The organism is Antribacter gilvus, from assembly GCF_003946865.1.
GTDB lineage: Bacteria > Actinomycetota > Actinomycetes > Actinomycetales > Cellulomonadaceae > Antribacter > Antribacter gilvus.
Window position 1 is genome coordinate 129,098 of record NZ_QXTH01000008.1, and the last position, 20,984, is coordinate 150,081.

Below are 20,984 nucleotides of genomic sequence, written 5' to 3' on the forward strand. Positions count from 1 at the left end.
CTCAGCCCTCCCCGTTCGTTCGTACGGTACGCCGCTCGATCCGCTTCTCGACGTCCCGGCCCACCTCGACCACGCGGTGCACGTACACGCCCGGCAGGTGCACCTGGTCGGGGTCGAGCTCGCCCGGCTCCACGAGCTCCTCGACCTGCGCGATGCACAGGCGCCCCGCCATCGCCGCGAGCGGCGAGAAGTTGCGTGCCGACTTGTTGAACACGAGGTTCCCGTGCCGGTCGCCCTTCTCGGCGTGCACGAGCGCGAAGTCGGTCGAGATCGCCTCCTCCAGCACGTACTCGGCGCCGCCGAACGACCGCACCTCCTTGGGCGAGGACGCCACGGCGATGCCGCCGGCGCCGTCGTACCGCTGCGGCAGACCGCCCTCGGCGACCTGCGTGCCCACGCCGGTGCGCGTGAAGAAGGCCGCGATGCCCGCGCCGCCGGCGCGCAGCTTCTCCGCGAGCGTCCCCTGGGGCGTGAGCTCCAGCTCCAGCTCCCCGGACAGGAACTGCCGCTCGAACTCCTTGTTCTCGCCCACGTACGACGAGGTCATCCTGCGGATCCGTCCGGCGCCGAGCAGGACGCCGAGGCCCCAGTCGTCCACGCCGCAGTTGTTCGAGACCACCGACAGGTCGCGCGTGCCCTGCGCGAGCAGGGCCTCGATCAGCGCGATCGGGTTGCCGCACAGCCCGAACCCGCCGACGGCCAGCGAGGCACCGTCGGGGATGTCCGCGACCGCCTCGGCCGCGGAGGCCACCACCTTGTCCAGACCCTTGCCGAGATCCTTCGTCATCGAAGTCATCGCGCGCTCCATCCTCCGTCCATCGTCCATGACGCACCAGAGACCATCGCCGCGTCCGGCCCGGTCAGCCAGCCCACCAGGGACGCTACCTCCTCGGGCTCCACGAGCCGCTTCACCGCGGACTCGGCGAGCATCACCTTCGCCACCACCTCAGACTCGGGTATGCCGTGCACCTTCGCCTGGGCGGCGATCTGCTTCTCCACGAGAGGCGTCCGCACGTAGCCCGGGTTGATGCACACGCTGGTCACTCCCCGCTCGCCGCCCTCGAGGGCGATCACCTTCGACAGCCCCTCGAGCCCGTGCTTGGCCGACACGTACGCCGACTTGAACGGCGACGCCACGAGCCCGTGCACCGAGGACAGGTTCACCACCCGGCCCCAGCCCTTCGCGTACATGCCGGGCAGCGCGGCCCGCACCAGCAGGAACGGCGCCTCCAGCATGATGCGGTGGATCAGCCGGAAGTCCTCCGGGTCGAAGTCCTCGATGGGGTTGACCCGCTGGATTCCGGCGTTGTTGACGAGGATGTCGGCGTCGAGGGCGAGGCCGTCGAGGGCCCGGGTGTCGGACAGGTCCACCACCCAGGCCTCGCCGCCCACCTCGGCGGCGAGCGTCTCGGCGGGCCCCGCGGCGACGTCGGCCACCGTCACGTGCGCGCCGCGCGCGGCGAGCTCCCGGACGCAGGCCGCGCCGATGCCGCTCGCGCCGCCGGTGACGAGGGCCCTGCGGCCCTCCAGGTTCTGCGGGCGATCGAGCTTCTGGCTCATCGGTCCTCCTCGACCGTCGAGATCTCCTCCGCCACGGCGGCCACGCCGGCCGGGGACATGATGATCGTGTAGTGGTTCACGCCCGCCACCTCGCGGACGACGAGCCCGGGCAGCCGCCCGGTCCAGTCCTCGACGGTGGCCGCGGGGTACAGCCCGCCCGGCTCGTCGAGCAGCCCGCGCGGGGCGCGCAGCAGCGTGATCGGCACGCGCACCGGGTCGGGACCGAGCAGGGCCTCCATGAGGGGCCCGCCCTCGTAGAGGTCGAGCGAGTCGTGCGCCACGGCCTCCGGGCTGGTGGCCGGGCGCAGGCCCGCGCCCGTCTCGACGAGGTCGTAGTCGACGTAGCCCTCGACCACCTCGTCCCAGGCGCCCGCGAACGCGGGGTGCGCCCGCCAGAAGTCCCGGTAGGCCTCGCGGGACGCGAACGTGCGCCCCAGCCGCTCGACCGCCGGGCCGAGCAGCGCCTGCAGCACCTCCTCGTGCGTGGCACCCTCCGGCAGGCCGGCGGGCGGCGGCAGCGGCAGGCCGCCGTCCACCAGCACGAGCCGCGACACCAGGTGCGGGTACCGGTGCGCCAGCACCACCGAGGCGAACCCTCCCATCGAGTGCCCCAGCACCACGACCGGGCCGGCGGCCACGGCCTTCAGCACCGCCGCGAGGTCGTCGGCGTGCGCGCCCATCCCGAACGGGCCGGGCAGGTGGTTGCTGCGGCCGCGGCCGCGCAGGTCGGGCGCCACGACGCGGACGCCCGGCAGCGCCGCCGCCACCGCCGGCCACGCCTGGTGCGAGGCGGTGATGCCGTGCACCGCGAGCACGGTCGGGGTCGGGGCGTCCGACGCCGACGACGGCTCGGGCTCCCACACGCCGACGCGCAGCGCGCCGCCGGCCACCGTCACGTCGAGGTCGGTGTAGCTGTGCGTGGTGGTCCTGGTCATCGGTTCTCCCCCTCGGGCGCGAGCGCCCGCTCGATGAAGCGCATCGCCTGCTCGAACACGTCGGGCGGGAGGGTCGACGTCGGCCCGCCGGGCTGGACGTCGTCGCCCCACAGGACCCAGCGCATGCCGACGATCTCGCCGATGCCCATCAGGGCCCAGGCCGCCACCTCGGGGTCGATGTCGCCGATCTGGCCCTCGGCGCGCGCCTTGGCGAGCCCGGTCATGTAGCCCTCGACGATGCGCGTGTAGTGCTTGCGCAGGGCGCCCGGCGAGACGAACTCCGCCTGCCGCACGATCCGGTAGAGCGCCGGGTGCTCGGCGGTGAACGCGAAGAAGGCCGCGAAGCCCGCCCGCTCGGCGTCGATCCGGTTCGTGGCGCGCGACGACGCCTCGATCATCGCGTGCCGCACGCGCCGGTTGAGATCCTCCACGACCTCGTCGAACACGTCGATCTTGCTGTGGAAGTACAGGTAGAAGGTGCCCTGGCCCACGCCCGCCGCCTCGGTGATCTTGACGATCGAGGCGTCGTGGAAGCCCAGGTCGGCGAACACCTGCTCCGCCGCCGCGAGGAGGCGTCCGCGCGTGCGGGTGCCCTTGGTGGTGCGCGGCACTGGCTTCGGGTCGGTCACCGGGCCTCCTCGTGGGTGTGGGTCTGGTCGTCGGCCGGGGTCCCGGCCGGGGGCGGGGCGAGCGCGGCCCGCATGATCTTGTGGAGCGACGAGCGCGGCAGGTCGGGCACGAGGTCGAACGCCCGCGGCACCTTGAAGCCCGCCAGCTCGCGCCGGCAGAACGCCTCGAGCTCCTCGGCGTCGGTCAGCCGGCCGGGCCGGGGCACCACGAACGCGTGCCCCACCTCGCCCCAGCGCTCGTCCGGGACGCCCACCACCGCGGCGTCGGCCACGCCGGGGTGCCGCCGGAGCACCGCCTCGACCTCTGCGGGCGTCACGTTCTCGCCGCCGGTGATGAAGACGTCCTTGAGGCGGTCGAGCACGCGGTAGTAGCCGTCGGCGTCCCGCTCCACGAGGTCGCCGGAGCGGAGCCAGCCACCTACGAACGCCGCGGCCGTTGCCTCCGGGTCGCGGAAGTACCCGGCGAACACGCCGGGGCCGCGCACCAGGAGCTCGCCCGTGGCGGGCCCGTCGAGGTGCTCCCCCGTGGCCGGGTCGGCCAGGGCCACCTCGACGTGCGGGTAGGGCACTCCGGCGGAGCCCACGTGGGTGCGGGCCACGTCGTCGGGCAGGCAGAGCACGTTGGGGCCGGCCTCGGTGAGGCCGTAGCCCTGCGTGAGCTGGACGTCCCGGCGGTACCAGGCCCGCAGCAGCGGCTCGGGCATCGGGGCGCCACCCACGACGGCGTGCCGCAGCGACGACAGGTCGGCGTCCGCGAACCCCGGGTGCTCCGCGAGCAGGAGGTAGTGCGTGGGGACGCCCATCATCGTGGTGACGCGGCGCTCGGCGACGAGCTGGAGCACCCGCTCGGGCTCGAAGGTGCGCTCGAGCACCACCGTGGCGCCGGTCCACCAGGCGAGGAGCGGCTGGATGTTCCACCCGCCGGCGTGGAACTGGGGCAGCACCGAGAGCACCACGTCGGCGCTGCTCAGCTCGGCCGTGCGGGAGAACGACAGGTTGGTCCAGAAGCAGTTCGCGTGGGTCAGGAGCGCGCCGCGCGCGTTGCCGCCCGTGCCTGAGGTGAAGACGAGCAGGAGCGGGTCGTCGTCGCGCACCTCGCGGGCTACCGGCTGGGCTGCTGCCAGGCGACGGGTCGGGCGCGGCACGTGCGCCTCCACCCCGCTGCGCCCCAGCTCGGTGCGGAGCGGCGGCAGGGGCAGCCGGTCGAGCGCCGCCGAGGCGAGCGCCGCGAACTCCTGCTCCACCAGCACCAGCGCCGGGTCGGCCTGGTCGAGCTGCGCCGCCAGCTCCCGCGGCGTCAGCCGCCACGACAGCGGCGCGAGGACCAGCCCCGCCTGCGCGCAGGCGAAGAACAGCACCACATGGTCGGCGCTGTTGCCGGTCACGGTCGCGATCCGGTCGCCGACGCCGTAGCCCGCCTCCCGGAACCGGCGCGCCAGCGCGGTGGCCCGGTCGTGCAGGTCGCGGTAGCGGAGCGTCACGCCGCGGTCGTCGACGGCGACACGGTCCGGCGTCGCCAGCGCCCGGTCGCGGGTCCACCGGCCGAGGGTGTGCAGGCCGTCGGGCGCGTTCACGCCGCCACCGCCCGCCGTCGGGCCGCGCCTGCCTGGGTGAGCCGACCCGCCGCGCCCGCCAGGCCGCCGGGGACGAACATGACCACGAGGATGAAGCACGCCCCGAGGAGGAACATCGGCTCGGACAGCGGGACGCGCAGGACGGCAGGCAGGGCCTCCACGGCCTCGGAGCCCGCGAGCTCGCCGAGGCGCTGGTCCAGGATCGTGTACAGCACGGCCCCCACGATGGCCCCCCAGCGGGAGCCCACGCCACCCAGGACCACCATGACCAGCAAGGTCAGGGTGAACTCCGACGACGACGCCCGCGGCACCGCGCCCGACTGGAGCAGCAGATAGGCCATGCCCACGACCGTCGCGAGGCCGGCGGCCAGGACGAAGACGAGCAGCTTGACCGCGTAGGGCCGGCCGCCGACGACGCGGACGCGCAGCTCGTTCTCCCGGACGGCGGCGGCGACGTGGCCGGCGCGGGACCGCTCGATCCAGAGCACCACCAGGTACACGACCACGAGGACCGCGAGCGCCAGCCAGTAGAGGTTCCGGGTGTTGACCACGCCGACGAGCGCGTCGGGGACGAACTGCGTCTCGAGGGCGAGGCCCTCCTCGCCGCCGGTGAGGTCGCCGGGGTTGCGGCGGACCAGCACGTTGCCCGCCTGGGCGAACGCGAGGGTGACCATGGCGAAGGAGATGCCGGTGACGCGGAGCGAGATGGCACCGAGCACGTACGCGAGGAGCACGCCGCCCGCGAGCACCACCACCGCGGCGCCGAGCAGCGGGAGGTCGGTGCGCTCGAGCACGATCGCGAGGCCGTAGACCCCCGCCGCGAAGTACAGCGCGTGCCCGAAGCTCATGAGCCCCACCACGCCGAACAGGAGGTGGTAGCTCAGGGCGAGGGCCGCCGTCAGCCAGCACAGGGCGAGGAGCTGCAGCGTGCCGGGCATGTACGTGGGGCCGGGCAGCACGCCCGGGACGTAGATCGCGAGCAGCGGGAGGCAGGCGACGAGGACGAGGCCGCCGAGGGCGGCGGCGAGACGGATCCAGCGGGTGCGGGTCATGCTTTCCTCCCGAGCAGGCCGGAGGGGCGCACCAGCAGCACGACGGCCAGGAGGAGCACCACGACCAGGTCGCCGTAGCCGAGGTAGTAGTTGGTGAGCTGCTGGAGCACCGCGACGACCACCGACGCCACCGCGGCGCCCGTGAGCGAGCCGAGCCCGCCGATCACCGTGACGATGAACGCGAAGATGAGCAGGTTGCCGCCCAGGTGCGGGGACACGTAGCCGAAGTACTGGGAGGCGAGCACGCCGCCCAGGCCGGCGGCCGCGCCGCCCACGGCGAAGACCAGGGTGAACGCGCGGCGCACGTCGATGCCGAGGGCGGTCACCATGGCGCGGTTCTCCACGCCGGCGCGGATGATGAGGCCGTAGCGCGTGTGCTTGAGGAAGAGCACGATGCCCGCGAGGACGAGCGCACCCGCCACGAAGGTGACGAAGGCGACGTTGGGGATGCGGGCACCGGCGAGCGTCGTCGTGGACTCGAGCCACGGCGGGCCGGTGAGGTACTGCGCGTCCGGGCCCCAGATGCCTTCGAACAGCGCGACGGTCGCGAGCGACAGTCCCACGGTGACGAGCACCTGCTCGATATGCCGTTCGTAGAGCGGCCGGATGAGGCCGAGCTCGGTCAGGGCCGCCGCGGCGGCGCCGGTCGCGGCGCCGACCACGAGGGCGAGCCCGAGGCCCGCCCAGGTGTCGGTGCCGACGAGGCGGGCCACCCCGACGCCGACGAACGCCCCCAGGGTGAGGAACGAGCCGTGGGCGAAGTTCAGCACGCCCATCAGGCCGTAGATCAGGGACAGGCCCGAGGCCACGAGGAAGTACAGGCCGCCGAGGCCCAGACCCGTGACCAGCAGGAGGACGAGGGTGCTCACAGTGATTCCTCTCCGGCGTGCACGCCGAGCAGGCGCTGGATCCGGTCGGGGTCGCCGAGGAGGTCGGCGGCCTGGCCCGTGTGGACCACGCGGCCCGCGTCGATGACGACGACGGTGTCGGCGAGCCGCTCGATGACCTGGAGGTTCTGCTCCACGAGCAGGATCGGGACGGTCGTGGCGGCGTGCGCGAGCGCCTCGGCCACCTCGCCCACGATCCTCGGGGCGAGGCCCTTGGTGGGCTCGTCCACGAGGAGCAGGATGTTGTCGTTGAGCAGGGCCCGGGCGAGCGAGACCATCTGCTGCTGACCGCCCGAGAGCGTGCCGGCCCGCTGCTCCGCCCGCTGGACCAGGTCGGGGAAGAGCTCGGCGACCAGGGCCCGTCGCTCGGGGCTGGTGCCGTTCGGACCGGCGCGCTCGGCGAGCCGGAGGTTCTCCGCGACCGTCAGGCCCGCGAAGACCTCGCGGTCCTCGGGCACGTAGCCGACGCCGCGGCGCACGATCTTGTCGGTGCGGTCCCCGTCGACGCGCTCGCCACCGAGCAGGACCTCGCCCTTGCGCTCGATCAGACCGAGCACCGCCCTGAGGGTCGAGGTCTTGCCCACGCCGTTGCGGCCGAGCACGGCGGTCACACCGACGGCCGGGACGTCGAACGTCACGTCCTCGACGACCTGCTGGCCCGCGATGCGGGCGGAGAGGTTCTTCACCTGGAGGACGGGCCCGCTCATGCTCTGCCCGCTCATGCGACGTCGCCCAGGTACGCGGACTGCACTGTCGGGTCGGCCATGATCTTCTCCGGGGTGTCGCAGGCGAGCAGCTCGCCGTGGTGCATGACGGCCACGCGGTCGGCCAGGCCGAGCACCACGTCCATGTGGTGCTCCACCATCAGGACGGTGCAGCCGGTGCCGTGCAGGTCCTTGATGACCTGGCAGAGCCCGGGCACGTCCGCTGTCGCGACGCCGGCCATGGGCTCGTCGAGGAGCACCACCGTAGGCCGCATCGCGAGCAGCACCGCGATCTCGAGCTTGCGCTTGTCGCCGTGGGAGAGGTCACCCGCGGCGGCGTCGGCCCGGTGGGTGAGACCCACCGTGGCGAGGTGCTCCGCGGCGTCCCGGGTGGCAGCATCGCCGCTCCGGGGGAACCGCAGCACCGACAGGGCGCCGCCGAGGCGACCCTGGGAGGCGAGCCGGACGTTCTCGAGCACGCTGAGGCGCGGGAACAGGCTGGACGTCTGGAACGTCCGGCCCAGCCCGGCACGTGCGCGTGCGGCGACGGGCGCCGCCGTGACGTCCTGGCCGCCGAGCAGCACCTGGCCCTCCGTGGGCCGGTGCACCCCGCTGACCAGGTTGAACAGCGTGGTCTTGCCGGCACCGTTGGGTCCGATGACCCCGACCAGCTCACCCTGCCGCACCGCCAGGTCGACCCCTTGCAGGATCCGCGCCCCGCCGATCCGCAGCCCCAGGCCGCGGACCTCGAGCGCCGTCGGCTCGCCTCCCGTCACGTCACTTCACCTCGGCCGGTGCGACCGTGTCCGCGCCGACGGACTCGATGAGCTCGGGCGTCCAGACGTCGCCGTCCTTGACGAGGCTCACCTGGTACATCGGCTGGACGAGCGCGTGGTCCGAGGCACGGACCGTCGTGGTGCCCTTCGGGCCCTCGAAGCTGAAGCCCTCGAGCGCGTCGACCATGGCCTCGACGTCGTCGCCGCCCTCCTCGATCGCGTGCACCATCATCTGGGCCGCGACGAAGCCGTCCGGCGTGAAGAGGTCGGGCGTGCCGCCACCGGCGGCGACCGTGTCCAGCATCGCCTTCTCGACGTCGGTGCCCGAGGCGCCCGGGAAGTAGTGGTTCAGGTAGCTGACCTTGGCCGCTGCCTCGCCGTAGGCGCCGTAGGTGGAGACGTCACCCAGGCCCGTGACCACGGTGGTGGCGTCGAGGACGCCCTGCTGGTCCAGGCCCTGCCACATCGCGCCGGACGTGGCGCCGGCCCAGGCCACGAAGACCAGGTCGGGCTGCTCGGCGGTGACCTTCTGGGCGAACGGCGTGAACTCCGTGGCGTCCTCGGGGACCAGCACGCTGCTCACCGTGGCGCCCTTGGCGCCGAGCACGGCCTCGACGGCCGCGAGGTTGCCCTGGCCGAACGCGTTGTCCTGCGCGAACACGACGATCTTCGCGCCCGACGGGTCCACGAAGGTGCCTGCGGTGGCGACGTCCTGCAGCGACTGGCGGCCGGAGCGGAACGTGTAGCGGTTGACGCCGGTGATCGCGTCGGCGGCGGCCGGGCCCGAGACGTACAGGACCTTGTTCTGCTCGGCCTGCTCGGCGAGCTTGAGGGCCACGCCCGACACGACGGTGCCGCCCAGCACCTTGTAGCCCTTGCCGATCAGGTCCTTCGCCTGCGTGACGGCCTTGTCGGGGTCGCCCGCGTCGTCGTGGAACGTGATGTTGAGCGCGTGGCCGCCGGCCTCGCCGGTGCCCTCCGTCGCGTACTCGATGCCGGCCTCGAAGCCCTCCTTGTAGGCCTTGCCGTAGGCGGCGAGCGCCCCGGACTCCGAGTAGATGATGCCGATGTCGATCGGCGTGGCCTCCGCCGTCTCGCCGGAACCGGCGGGGGTGGTGCCGGTGGTGTCGCTCGGCGCGCAGGCCGCGAGCGCCAGGCTCGCGACGGTGAGGGCCGCGACAGCCAGCACCTGGGACTTCCTCGTCCGCATGATCTGCCCTTCGTCGGGTGGTCGCTCCTCGAAACTGAGAGGCGATTCAGGTTTTGGGAATCGTGGCCCCGTGGGCGGGTAGATGTCAAGTGCCCGTTTCGTTGACAGGTGATTCAGGTTGCACCTAAGGTCCAGCCAACTTCGCACCTCAACGAGGAGGTCCCCCATGGTTCGACCCCACCGGCGGGTAGCAGCAGGGCTGCTCACCGCCGCCACGTCCCTCGCGCTCCTGTTGCCGGCGGTCGCCGTCAGCGCGCCCGCCGCGGCAGCAGGCGCGTGGTCCCAGCGCTCCGCCGGCGGCATGACCGTCGAGCTCTACACCCCGTCGACGGCGCCGTCGCTGCCTGCCGGACGGGCCCTGATGATCAACCTGCACGGTTGCGCGCAGACGTCGTCGGTGCTCAAGAACGGCGGCAACTGGGCCGCCACCGCCGACCAGTACGGGATGGTCGTGGCCGTTCCCGCCGCACCGAACGGCGGCGTGATCCTCGGCTGCTGGGACTACTACGACACGAACCACTCGCGGACGTCCCCGTCGCGGCACGACGACAACCTGCTCGCCCTCGTGACCTCGCTCCTCGGCGACGCGTCCCTGGGTATCGACCCCGACCAGGTCTACCTCTCGGGCCTCTCCTCCGGCGGCGGCGAGACCATGGTGATGGGCTGCCTCGCCCCTGACGTGTTCGCCGGCGTCGGCATCAACGCCGGGCCCACCGTGGGCACCACCTCCGGGCAGATCTCCTCCGTGGCGGTGAGCGCCGCGACCGCGAAGTCCACGTGCACCCGCTTCGCCGGGACGCACACCTCCGGCTTCTCCACGCAGCTCACGTCGGTCGTGTACGGGACCTCCGACACGACCGTCGCCCCCGGGTACAACACCCTGAACGCGCAGGTCATGGCCTCCATCTACGGCGCTTCCAGCCAGTCGTCGTTCTCGCTGTCGTCGCTCGCCGGGTCCAACCTCGCGGGGACCGGGACCTTGTGGTCCGACGCCTCCGGCCCGCGCGTCTCGCTCATCGCCAACTCCGGGGTGGGCCACGCCTGGCCTGCGGGCGGCGGGCCGGGCGGCTCGTACGTGACGACGTCGTCGGTGAACTACCCGGCGTACGTGACGGACTTCTTCTTCGACAACAACCGGCGCGTGGACCGGGGTGGTGCGGGGCCGACGCCGACCCCGGTGCCGACCCCGACGCCGACGCCGGTGCCCACTCCCACTCCCACCCCGACTCCCGGGCTGTACTGCGGCTCGGCGACGAACGCGGCCCACAAGGCTGCTGGCAGGGCGGTGTCGTACGGCGTGAACCCGTACAACCCGTACTACGCGAACGGCTCCCTGGACTACCTGGGCCAGGGCGACGCGACCGTGACCACCCTGCAGGAGTCGGCAGGCGGCCGCTTCGACGTGGCAACCACCTGCTGACCCCCTGATATGGGGTGCGCGCCAGACTGCTTCCAGGACCGCCTACCGACCGGTAGACGCGACTGGAAGCAGTCTGGCGCGCACACCTGACCTCGTTCAGCGGCGGCGAGTCCGACCACAGCGGCCTCGATGGCGTCGTCGTACACAGACGACGCCAGAGGCGGCCTCGCTGGGCGCCCCTCGCCGTCGGACCGCCGCGAGCCTGGCGTGCTCGATCGCCTCCGGCGCCGGTCGGCCTGGATCGCGCTGCTCGCATGCGGGCCACACTCGGTCGCCGTCGGACAGTGCGCCCTGGCCCTCCTGGGGGTGCAGGGGCTGCCCCTGCACATCGAGCCCGAAGCCGCGCTGGTCCCGAAGAGGTCGACCTGTGTCGCGCCGGGTGTCCGGCTCCGGGGCTATGCCCTGCACCCGGACGACATCGACCCGTCACGACGGTGCGTCATCCTTCTCGTCGCTCTGGCCCAGGCACTCCCGACGCTGCCCCGCGAACGCGCCGTGGCCGTGCTGGACCATCTCCTCAACACCGGCCGGCTCCGCGCCGAGGACCTTCCGGTGCTGCACGACCTGCTCCGCGGTCGGCCCGGGGCGAAGGCCGTACACCGCTGGTTCACCGAGGTGGACGGCCGCTCCGAGTCCCCGCTCGAGACCTTCGCCAGGCTGGAGTGCGTCGACGCCGGAGTGCCACCCCACGACCTCCAGCGCGAGTTCTTCGACGATCGAGGGCGGTTCCTCGGCAGAGCGGACCTGGTATGGCGGCTCCCCAGGAACCGCTGGCTGGTCGTGGAGATCGACGGCGACGAGTTCCACAGCTCCCGCGAGGCCCGCACCAGGGACGCGCAACGTCAGAACGACCTGGTCTCGGGCGGGAACATCGTGGTGCTCCGTTTCACGTACGACCATCTCCGCCGCCGCGGGACGGTCGGTGCGGAGGTTCGCACGGCGATCGCCCGGCTGAGCACGTGAGATGCGCGCCAGACCGCTTCCAGGGTCGCCTACCAACCCGTAGACGAGCCTGGAAGCGGTCTGGCGCGCATCTCACCACCACAGGCCCGGAAGAATGAGCGGCGTGATCGTCATGGAGGCCGTCCTGGAGGTCGGCACACCGGAGCCCTTCACGCTCTGGCCAGTCGCAGCCGCCCACGGATACCTGCCGCTCCGCGGCGGGTTGCTCGACGCCGAGATCGGCCTCGCGGTCCAGTCCTTCGCCTACTCGAACGACGAACCTCGGAGCACGCCCGCCGCCTCGGCGAGCGAGTTCCTGCGGACCGTGCTCCTCAAGGACCAGCCCGTGGCCTTCGGCGGGTACCGGGTCACCGACACGACGACGGGCGTCGCACTGCAACCCGGTTGCTGCTCCGACCTCGACGAGGCCTCTGGCCTGCGCGACCTGCTCCGGGGCACGGCCGGAGGCGTCTTCCTGGGCCACGACCCGTCCCCGGAAGCCGTGATCGAGGGGAACGCAGTCCACTTGTTCACCGACGATGATGAGCCCGGCCGCCGCGTCATCGAACTCGGTGTGGATGACCTCCACCGGCTCCTGGACGGCGTGAAGCAAGACCTGCGAACGTTCCTGGAGGATCTCGCCGACTGGGCGGTCGCGCATGCGCCGGCCCACCGTGCGGCCCTGGTCGACTCCTTCGCTCGCGCTGTCAACACCGCCGGGCTCTGACGAACGCGCCGGACTGCTTCCAGGACCGCCTACCGACCCGTAGACGAGTCTGGAAGCAGTCTGGCGCGCATCTCAGGACTCCGCCGGTGCGTGCCGGTCCAGGAAGCGGTACACCTCGGTGGTCTCCACGCCCGGGAACGCGCCCGCCGGCATCGCCGCCAGCATGGACGCGTGGGGCCGGGCAGAGGGCCACGCGAAGTCGCCCCACCGCTCCTCCAACACGGCCGGAGGACGTCGGCAGCACGACTCGTCGGGGCACTTCGAGGTGGCCCGCTTCGTGGTGTCACGCCCGAGGAACCACCGCACGTGCGCGAACGGCACGCCCACGGACACGGAGAACGCGCCGTCGGACGTGCCCTCCACCCGGGACGTGCACCAGTACGTCCCGGTCGCGGTGTCGGTGTACTGCGCGTACGGGTTGAACCGGTCCTCGACGCCGAACACGACGCGCGCGGTCCACTGCCGGCACACGTGCTGCCCCTCGACGGCCCCCAGAGCGTCGGCGGGGAACTTCACGCCGTCGTTCTCGTACGCCTTGTGCAGGATCCCCGACTCGTGGACCTTCATGAAGTGCACCGGGATGCCGAGGTGGTGCGTGGCCAGGTTGGTGAACCGGTGCGCCGCCGTCTCGAAGGAGACGGCGAACGTGTCACGGAGGTCCTCGATAGCGATGGCGCGCACCTCCTTGGCGTCGCGCAGGAACTTCACGCCGGTGCGCTCGGGCACGAGCAGCGCCGCAGCCAGGTAGTTGGCCTCCACGCGCTGACGCAGGAACTCGCCGTAGTCGCGCGGCTCGGTGTGCCCGAGAACGTGCGAGGCGAGCGCCTGGAGCAGCGCGGACCGGGTGTTGGACCGCCCCCGGATCCCGTTCGACGGCAGGTAGACGCGGTGGTGCCGGGTGTCGATCACGGAACGCGTCGAGTGCGGCAGGTCGCCCACGTAGTGGAGGGTGAACCCGAGGTGCTCGGCGATCTCGGCCGCCACGCGCTGCGGCATGGGCCCGCCGGAGTGCCCCACGTCGGCGAGCAGCCCCTTGGCGACAGCCTCCAGGTGGGGCAGGTAGTTGTCGCTCTCGCGCATCATGGCGCGCAGCTCGGCGTTGGCGCGCCGCGCCTCCTCCGGCGTGGCGGCCCGCTGGGTGTGGAGCCGCTCCAGCTCGCGGTGCAGCGCCAGGATCACCTCGAGCGCGTCGGTGGGCAGCGACTTGCCGACCCGCAGGCCGTTCACGCCGAGCGAGGCGAGCAGGGGCCCGCGCTGTGCCCGCTCCAGCTCGATCTCGAGGCCGTCCCGGTGCGACGGCGGCTCCGGCGACAGCAGCTCGTCCACGCTCGCGCCGAGCGCCCGCGCCACCGCCTGGAGCTGCGAGAACTTGGGCTCCCGCTTGCCGTTCTCCAGCGTGCTCACCTGAGACGGCGCCCGCCCCACCGCGTTCGCCAGGTCTTCGAGCGTCATGCCCTTGGCGGTGCGCAGGTGGCGGATCCGCCGCCCGATCGTCAGGGCGTCCGGCTCGGCCTCAGGCGCCTCCGAGGTGCCCGACGCCGGCCGCGCACCCGGCTGCACCACGCCGGCCCGCAGCGGTGAGACGAGGGCGTTTCGTCCGGTTCCACGATTCTCCGTCGAGATGGCCATGTCTGAGCGTGACATACGCCACTGCTTCCGTCCAGCAGAACTTTCGGGAATCTTCTGCATGCAACTGCCTAGCGAGGGGCTTGTCGCGTGACGGATGGTCGTCCTACGGCGCCGCTGACGCGGCATGCCGGACGTTCCGCACCACCCGGTCGCACCGGGTGCCTCACCCAGGAGGTCACGCCATGAGCACCCCCACCATCGTCACGCGCCGTTCGCTCCCCGAGGAGCCGCAGAAGGCGACGACCGCGCCCGAGGCGACCGCAACGTCGTCGGGCAAGCGCGCCGGCGACCAGGTGCAGACTGCCGACGACCTGCGCCGCTCCTGGGCGACCGACCCGCGCTGGACGGGGATCGAGCGCACCTATACGGCGGAGGACGTCGTGGCGCTGCGCGGCTCCGTCGGCGAGGAGTGCACGCTGGCGCGGCGCGGGGCGGAGCGCCTGTGGCGCCAGCTGCACGAGGAGGACTACATCAACGCGCTCGGCGCCCTCACGGGCAACCAGGCCGTGCAGCAGGTCAAGGCCGGGCTCCAGGCCATCTACCTCTCGGGCTGGCAGGTCGCCGGCGACGCGAACCTCTCCGGGCAGACCTACCCGGACCAGTCGCTCTACCCGGCCAACTCCGTCCCGGCGGTCGTGCGGCGCATCAACAACGCGCTGCTGCGTGCCGACCAGATCGACGTCGAGGAGAACGGCACCCCCACCCGCGACTGGCTGGCCCCCATCGTGGCAGATGCGGAGGCCGGCTTCGGCGGCCCGCTGAACGCCTACGAGCTCATGCGGTCGATGATCGCGTCCGGCGCCGCCGGCGTGCACTGGGAGGACCAGCTCGCCTCGGAGAAGAAGTGCGGCCACCTCGGCGGCAAGGTGCTCATCCCGACCCAGCAGCATGTGCGCACGCTCAACGCGGCACGCCTCGCGGCCGACGTCTCCGACGTGCCGTCGGTGATCATCGCCCGCACGGACGCAGAGGCGGCGACGCTCATCACGTCCGACGTCGACGACCGTGACAAGCCGTTCGTCACCGGCGAGCGCACCAACGAGGGCTTCTACAAGGTGCGCAACGGCATCGGGCCCTGCATCGCCCGCGCCAAGGCCTACGCGCCGTACTCGGACCTCATCTGGATGGAGACCGGCACGCCGGACCTCGAGCTGGCCCGCAAGTTCGCCGAGGCGGTCAAGGCCGACTTCCCGGACCAGATGCTCGCGTACAACTGCTCGCCGTCGTTCAACTGGAAGAAGCACCTCGACGACGCGACGATCGCAAAGTTCCAGCGCGAGCTCGGCGCCATGGGCTTCTCCTTCCAGTTCATCACGCTCGCCGGCTTCCACGCCCTCAACTACTCCATGTTCGACCTGGCCCACGGGTACGCGCGGGAGCAGATGTCGGCGTACGTGCGGCTGCAGGAGGCCGAGTTCGCCGCCGAGGAGCGCGGCTACACGGCCACCAAGCACCAGCGCGAGGTGGGCACCGGGTACTTCGACCGCGTGGCCACGGCCCTCAACCCGGACGCCGCGACGCTCGCCCTCGCCGGCTCCACCGAGACCGCCCAGTTCCACTAGGCCGCCCCGCGGCGCCTCGCCCGCGCCGCGCAGCCCGCGCCCGACCACCTACCCCGCGGAGGACATCATGACCGCCACCACCAACCCCCCTGCCCCGGGCGGGGTCAGCCCCTACGACGCGACCGCCGGCCTGTCCGGGATCGGCATCCCGCCGGGCTCCCGCTCGGCGGGCACCGTCACCGTGAACGGGACGCTCGGCGCGCGCTACGACGAGATCGTCACCCCCGAGGCGCTCGCCTTCCTCGCCCTGCTGCACGACCGGTTCGCGGCCCGCCGCCACGAGCTCCTCGCCGCCCGCCGCGCGCGGCGCGACGAGTTCGCCGAGGGCGCCGACCCGGACTTCCGGGCGTCGACCCGTCCGGTCCGGGACGACCCGGCCTGGCGGGTGGCGGGCAGCGCGGGCGCGCCGGGCCTCGACGACCGGCGCGTCGAGATCACCGGCCCCACGGACCCGAAGATGACCATCAACGCCCTGAACTCGGGCGCGAAGGTCTGGCTCGCGGACCAGGAGGACGCCTCGTCCCCCACGTGGCGCAACGTGGTGGAGGGGCAGCTGTCGCTCCACGACGCGGTCCGCGGCACGCTCACCTTCACGAACGAGGCGGGCAAGCGGTACGACCTGCGGTCACCCGACCTCGCCGACCTCCCCACCATCGTCTTCCGCCCCCGCGGCTGGCACCTGGTGGAGAAGCACCTGCGGTACACCGACCGGGACGGCGTGACCGGCTGCACGTCAGCGAGCCTCGTCGACTTCGGCCTGTACTTCTTCCACAACGCGCGCGAGCTGATCGAGCGCGGCCGCGGGCCGTACTTCTACCTCCCCAAGCTGGAGGGGCACCGCGAGGCCCGGCTCTGGAACGACGTGTTCGCGCTCGCCCAGGACACGCTGGGGATCCCGCGCGGCACCGTCCGCGCGACGGTCCTGATCGAGACGCTCCCCGCCGCGTTCGAGATGGAGGAGATCCTCTACGAGCTGCGGGAGCACTGCGCCGGCCTCAACGCCGGCCGCTGGGACTACCTCTTCTCGGTCATCAAGTCGTTCCGCACGCGCGGCGACTCCTACGTGCTGCCCGACCGCGCGCAGGTCCCCATGACCGCCCCGTTCATGCGGGCGTACACCGAGCTGCTGGTGCAGACCTGCCACAAGCGGGGAGCCCACGCGATCGGCGGCATGAGCGCCTTCATCCCGGACCGCCGGTCCCCCGAGGTGACGGAGCGGGCGTTCGAGCAGGTCCGCGCCGACAAGCGGCGTGAGGCCGGCGACGGCTTCGACGGCACCTGGGTGGCCCACCCCGACCTCATCCCGGTCGCTCGTGCGGAGCTCGACGCCGTCCTCGGCGACGCACCGAACCAGGTGAGCCGTCTCCGCCCCGAGGTGAACGTGGGCCAGCACGACCTGCTGGACGTCGCCTCGCTGCGCCGGGCGGGCGCCACCGTCACGTCGGCGGGGCTCCGCGCCAACGTGTCCGTGGGGGTCCGCTACATCGAGTCGTGGTTGCGCGGGGTCGGCGCCGCCGCTCTCGACAACCTCATGGAGGACGCCGCGACCGCGGAGATCTCGCGGTCGCAGGTGTGGCAGTGGATCGCGTCCGGGACCCGGACCGACGACGACGGCGCGCCCGTCACCCACGAGCGCGTCGAGGGCCTGCTGGCCGAGATCTCCGCGGAGCTGCCCCGCCCCGAGGGCAACCGGGTGGACGACGCCGTCACCGTCTTCCGCGAGGTCTCCCTCGGGGAGGACTTCCCGGACTTCCTCACGCTGGACGCTTACGCGAGGTTCCTGGTCGGGTCCCTGGTGGACCAGCCGTGAGGTAGCGGGGCCCACGGGCCCCGTGTGGCGAGGAGGGCGGGAACCCGGTGATGGTTCCCGCCCTCCTCGTGCGCCGACCCCGGATCAGCCCTCGTCCAGGGCCAGCAGGTCGTCGATCGTCTCCCGCCGCACCAGCACCCGGGAAGCCCCAGCCGTCACGGCGACCACGGGCGGCCGCGGGAGCAGGTTGTAGTTCGACGCCATCGAGCGGCCGTACGCACCGGTCGCCGCGACGACGAGGAGGTCGCCCGCGCGGACGTCGCCCGGGAGCTGGACCTCGTGCACTACGATGTCGCCGCTCTCGCAGTGCTTGCCCACCACACGGGCAAGCACCGGGTCGGCAGAGGAGGTCCGGTTCGCGAGCTCGGCGTGGTACCGCGCGCCGTAGAGCGCGGGACGGATGTTGTCGCTCATCCCCCCGTCCACCGACACGTAGGTGCGGGTGAACGGCTCCCCCGTCGCGTCCTGTCCCACGACCACGGGCTTGACCGTGCCGACGGTGTACAGCGTGAGGCCCGCCGGCCCCACGATGGCGCGGCCCGGCTCGATGGAGAACCGGGGCAACGGGGTGCCGAGCTCGTTGGCGACGGCGGCCACAGCCTGCGCCACGTCCTTCGCCACCCGCTCAGGGTCGATCGCCACCTCGCCCGGCAGGTACGCGATGCCGTAGCCGCCGCCCAGGTCCACCTCGTCGACGAGCACGCCGGCGCGCGCCGCGAGGTCGGCGCGCAGCTGCAGCACCGCGCGGCCCGCGACCTCGAAGCCCTCCGGGTCGAGGATCTGGGAGCCGATGTGCGAGTGGATGCCGAGCAGCCTCAGCTCCGGGTGGCTCAGCACCGCGAGCAGCGCCGTCATCGCGGCGGAGTCGCCGTCGGCTCCGGTACCGGGAGCGATCGACAGGCCGAACTTCTGGTCCTCGTGCGCCGTCGAGATGTACTCGTGGCCGCCTGCGTGCACCCCGGTGGTGACGCGGACCATCACGGGGGCGACGGCGCCGCGCTCTCGCGCGAGCTCCGCGACCCGCTCGATCTCGGCCAGCGAGTCGACGATGATCCGGCCCACGCCCTCGTCCAGCGCCCGCTGGATCTCTGCGTCGGACTTGTTGTTGCCGTGCAGGCCGAGCTCGGGGCCCGGCACTCCGGCGCGGAGCGCGACGGCGAGCTCGCCGCCCGACGCCGTGTCGACCCGCAGACCCTCCTCGCGCGCCCAGCGAGCGACGGCGACGGTCAGGAGCGCCTTGCCCGCGTAGTACACGTCGACGCCCGCCCCGACCGCGGCGAACGCCTGCTCGAACGCCGTCCGGTAGGCACGGGCCCTGGAGCGGAAGTCGGCTTCGTCCAGCACGTACGCGGGTGTGCCGTGCTCCGCCGCGAGGTCGCGCAGGTCCAGACCGGCCACCTCGAGGGCGCCGTCGGCCGTGCGGCGCGCACCGCGGGACCAGGGCTCCCCGGGGTGGCCGCTCACAGACGCTCCGGGGCGCTCACGCCCAGCAGACCGAGGCCGTTCGCGAGGACGGTGCGCACCGCGTCGTTGAGCCACAGGCGGGCGCGGTGGTCCTCCGTGACCTCCTCGTCCGGGTAGGGGACGACGCGCAGCTTCTCGTCGTCGTTGTACCAGGAGTGGAAGTCGCCTGCGAGGGCCTCCAGGTAGCGGGCCACGCGGTGCGGCTCGCGCAGCTCGGCCGCCTGGCCCACGACCCGCGGGAACTCCGTCAGGCGGCCCAGCAGCACGGACTCCGACTCGTGGTGGAGCAGGGACGGGTCGAAGCCGTCCTCGCGGCGCACGCCACGCTCCACCGCCTTGTTGGCGATCTGGACCGTGCGGCTGTGCGCGTACTGCACGTAGAACACGGGGTTCTCGTTCTTGGCGCTGGTCAGCAGGTCCAGGTCGAGGTCGAGGTTCGAGTCGGCCGAGTAGCGGGCGAGCGAGTAGCGCGCCGCGTCGACGCCGACGGCGCCCACGAGGTCGTCGATCGTGATGACCGTGCCTGCGCGCTTGGACATCCGCACCGGCTGGCCCTCCTTGACCAGGTTCACCATCTGGCCGATGAGGATCTGCATGTTCTTGCCGGGCGTGTCGCCGAACGCCGCGCAGACCGCCATCATGCGGGCCACGTACCCGTGGTGGTCGGCCCCGAGCATGATGATGACGTCGTCGAACCCGCGCTCACGCTTGTCCAGGTAGTAGGCGATGTCACCCGCGATGTACGCCGCCTCGCCGTCGGACTTGATGACGACGCGGTCCTTGTCGTCGCCGTAGTCCGTGGTGCGCAGCCAGAGCGCGCCGTCCTTCTCGAACATGCGCCCGTCGGCCTTGAGGCGCTCGACGGAGCGCTCCACCGCTCCGGACTCGTGCAGGGAGTCCTCGTGGAAGTAGACGTCGAAGTCGACGCCGAAGTCGTGCAGCGACTGCTTGATCTCCGTGAACATGCGGTCCACGCCGCGGGCACGGAAGACCTCCTGCGCCTCGTCGTCCGGGAGCTCGCGCGGGTCCGTGTCACCGGCGGCGAGAGCGTCGGTGATGACCGCCTGGGCGATCTCGCTGATGTACGCGCCGCCGTAGCCGTCCTCGGGGGCAGGCAGGCCCGTCGCCGCCGCGAGCAGCGAGCGCGCGAACCGGTCGATCTGCGCGCCGTGGTCGTTGAAGTAGTACTCGCGGGTCACCTCGGCGCCCGACGCCTCCAGGATGCGCGCCAACGAGTCGCCCACGGCCGCCCAGCGGACGCCACCGATGTGGATGGGCCCGGTGGGGTTGGCCGACACGAACTCCAGGTTGATCCGCGTCGCGGCCTCCTGGGCGTTGCGGCCGTAGTCGGCACCCGCCTCGACGATGCTGCGTGCCAGCTCGCCCGCCGCCGCGGCGTCGAGCGTGATGTTGAGGAACCCCGGACCGGCGACGTCCACCGACTTCACGCCCGGCGTGGCGCTCAGGCGCGCGGCCAGGTCCTCCGCCAGGGCACGCGGCGTGGTGCCGGCCTTCTTGGCGACCTGCAGCGCGACGTTCGTGGCCCAGTCGCCGTGCTCGCGCTGCCGGGGTCGCTCCACGTGGACAGACGCGGGGATCGCGTCAGCTGGCAGGGCGAGGGTGCCGTCGGCAACGGCCGCGGCAAGGGCAGCGCTGAGTGCTCGTGAGAGCTCGTCGGGGGTCACCCGCCGATTCTATCGGCCGGGCCGGGGGCGACGCCCCGGGTTTCCACAGCCCGGAACGGGCGGCGCCTCGCCTGCAACGGCCGCCACGCTCAATCGATGCGGACGAACCGGCCGACTGCTGGTATTCTCGTGCACCGTGCCGGTCCTGGAACCAGCACCGCGCGCCCGTAGCTCAGTGGATAGAGCGTCTGCCTCCGGAGCAGAAGGTCGTAGGTTCGAATCCTATCGGGCGCACCTTCGGAAGATGGCCCCTGACCAGCACTTACGCCGGTCGGGGGCTTCTCCGTTCCCCCGTCCGCGAGGCCACTTCGAGCCGCCGCCTGACAATCTGCCGTCAGTCGCCGATGAACCACAGGTAGCAGGACCAATGAGATCGGCACGGTCACAGGCTCCCTGACCAGAGGCCTCCGGGCAGCGA

At 72.4% G+C, this 20,984-nt stretch carries 18 protein-coding genes and 1 tRNA gene; 6 read left to right on the forward strand and 13 right to left on the reverse strand.

Features of this window, described 5'->3' with window-relative positions; all coding sequences use genetic code 11:
• Position 1 precedes the first annotated feature (1 nt).
• From D1350_RS14735 to D1350_RS14780, 10 genes are read right to left on the reverse strand one after another with little or no spacing between them, the layout of a single operon-like run.
• Positions 2-796 carry a CoA transferase subunit A gene (locus tag D1350_RS14735; protein ID WP_420807815.1) on the reverse strand — a complete coding sequence of 265 codons (795 nt, stop codon included), beginning with the start codon at positions 794-796 and terminating at the stop codon, positions 2-4.
• On the reverse strand, positions 793-1,560 hold the full coding sequence (locus D1350_RS14740) for a 3-hydroxybutyrate dehydrogenase (RefSeq protein ID WP_125776791.1): 768 nt from the start codon (positions 1,558-1,560) through the stop codon (positions 793-795). Before D1350_RS14740 ends, D1350_RS14735 begins: the two co-directional genes overlap by 4 nt.
• Positions 1,557-2,495 carry an alpha/beta fold hydrolase gene (locus D1350_RS14745; RefSeq protein ID WP_125776792.1) on the reverse strand — a complete coding sequence of 313 codons (939 nt, stop codon included), beginning with the start codon at positions 2,493-2,495 and terminating at the stop codon, positions 1,557-1,559. Before D1350_RS14745 ends, D1350_RS14740 begins: the two co-directional genes overlap by 4 nt.
• On the reverse strand, positions 2,492-3,124 hold the full coding sequence (locus tag D1350_RS14750; RefSeq protein WP_206074552.1) for a TetR/AcrR family transcriptional regulator: 633 nt from the start codon (positions 3,122-3,124) through the stop codon (positions 2,492-2,494). Before D1350_RS14750 ends, D1350_RS14745 begins: the two co-directional genes overlap by 4 nt.
• Complete coding sequence (locus tag D1350_RS14755; RefSeq protein ID WP_125776793.1) at positions 3,121-4,698, reverse strand: class I adenylate-forming enzyme family protein; 1,578 nt, start codon at positions 4,696-4,698, stop codon at positions 3,121-3,123. Before D1350_RS14755 ends, D1350_RS14750 begins: the two co-directional genes overlap by 4 nt.
• The gene (locus D1350_RS14760) at positions 4,695-5,750 is read right to left on the reverse strand and encodes a branched-chain amino acid ABC transporter permease (protein ID WP_125776794.1); all 1,056 of its coding nucleotides are present in this window, start codon (positions 5,748-5,750) and stop codon (positions 4,695-4,697) included. The genes D1350_RS14755 and D1350_RS14760 overlap by 4 nt, the downstream gene beginning before the upstream one ends.
• On the reverse strand, positions 5,747-6,619 hold the full coding sequence (locus D1350_RS14765) for a branched-chain amino acid ABC transporter permease (protein WP_125776795.1): 873 nt from the start codon (positions 6,617-6,619) through the stop codon (positions 5,747-5,749). Before D1350_RS14765 ends, D1350_RS14760 begins: the two co-directional genes overlap by 4 nt.
• Positions 6,616-7,359 (reverse strand): ABC transporter ATP-binding protein, encoded by a 744-nt coding sequence (locus D1350_RS14770; protein WP_240644113.1) that lies wholly within the window; start codon positions 7,357-7,359, stop codon positions 6,616-6,618. The genes D1350_RS14765 and D1350_RS14770 overlap by 4 nt, the downstream gene beginning before the upstream one ends.
• On the reverse strand, positions 7,356-8,117 hold the full coding sequence (locus tag D1350_RS14775; protein ID WP_125776797.1) for an ABC transporter ATP-binding protein: 762 nt from the start codon (positions 8,115-8,117) through the stop codon (positions 7,356-7,358). The genes D1350_RS14770 and D1350_RS14775 overlap by 4 nt, the downstream gene beginning before the upstream one ends.
• A 1-nt stretch (position 8,118) precedes the next feature.
• On the reverse strand, positions 8,119-9,327 hold the full coding sequence (locus D1350_RS14780; RefSeq protein WP_125776798.1) for a substrate-binding domain-containing protein: 1,209 nt from the start codon (positions 9,325-9,327) through the stop codon (positions 8,119-8,121).
• Between the two features lie 166 nt (positions 9,328-9,493).
• Here D1350_RS14780 and D1350_RS14785 point away from each other — a divergent pair, with 166 nt between their 5' ends.
• From D1350_RS14785 to D1350_RS14795, 3 genes are all read left to right on the forward strand, one after another.
• Complete coding sequence (locus D1350_RS14785) at positions 9,494-10,747, forward strand: extracellular catalytic domain type 1 short-chain-length polyhydroxyalkanoate depolymerase (RefSeq protein ID WP_125776799.1); 1,254 nt, start codon at positions 9,494-9,496, stop codon at positions 10,745-10,747.
• 207 nt (positions 10,748-10,954) lie between these two features.
• Positions 10,955-11,710, forward strand: coding sequence for a PDDEXK family nuclease (locus D1350_RS14790; protein ID WP_125776800.1), 756 nt, complete (start codon positions 10,955-10,957; stop codon positions 11,708-11,710).
• Positions 11,711-11,813: 103 nt separating this feature from the next.
• Positions 11,814-12,416, forward strand: a complete 603-nt coding sequence (locus D1350_RS14795; protein WP_125776801.1) for a hypothetical protein — start codon at positions 11,814-11,816, stop codon at positions 12,414-12,416.
• Between the two features lie 72 nt (positions 12,417-12,488).
• On the opposite strand, the gene D1350_RS14800 is transcribed toward D1350_RS14795, so the two are convergent.
• Positions 12,489-14,060 (reverse strand): helix-turn-helix transcriptional regulator, encoded by a 1,572-nt coding sequence (locus tag D1350_RS14800; protein WP_240644114.1) that lies wholly within the window; start codon positions 14,058-14,060, stop codon positions 12,489-12,491.
• Between the two features lie 167 nt (positions 14,061-14,227).
• Between D1350_RS14800 and aceA the strand changes: the two genes are divergently transcribed.
• Entirely contained in the window at positions 14,228-15,607 is a 1,380-nt protein-coding gene (gene aceA, locus D1350_RS14805; protein WP_240644115.1) for an isocitrate lyase, read from the forward strand.
• A gap of 67 nt (positions 15,608-15,674) precedes the next feature.
• A complete protein-coding gene (gene aceB / locus D1350_RS14810) occupies positions 15,675-17,417 on the forward strand; it encodes a malate synthase A (RefSeq protein ID WP_125776802.1) in 1,743 nt (580 codons plus the stop codon).
• 84 nt (positions 17,418-17,501) lie between these two features.
• Here the strand turns inward: aceB and lysA are convergent, their stop codons facing one another.
• Both lysA and argS read right to left on the reverse strand, forming a co-directional pair.
• A complete protein-coding gene (lysA, locus tag D1350_RS14815) occupies positions 17,502-18,881 on the reverse strand; it encodes a diaminopimelate decarboxylase (RefSeq protein ID WP_206074553.1) in 1,380 nt (459 codons plus the stop codon).
• Positions 18,878-20,566 carry an arginine--tRNA ligase gene (gene argS / locus D1350_RS14820; RefSeq protein ID WP_125776804.1) on the reverse strand — a complete coding sequence of 563 codons (1,689 nt, stop codon included), beginning with the start codon at positions 20,564-20,566 and terminating at the stop codon, positions 18,878-18,880. Before argS ends, lysA begins: the two co-directional genes overlap by 4 nt.
• A gap of 161 nt (positions 20,567-20,727) precedes the next feature.
• On the opposite strand from argS, the gene D1350_RS14825 reads away from it, so the two are divergent.
• Positions 20,728-20,800 (forward strand) — tRNA-Arg (locus tag D1350_RS14825).
• Positions 20,801-20,984 lie beyond the last annotated feature (184 nt).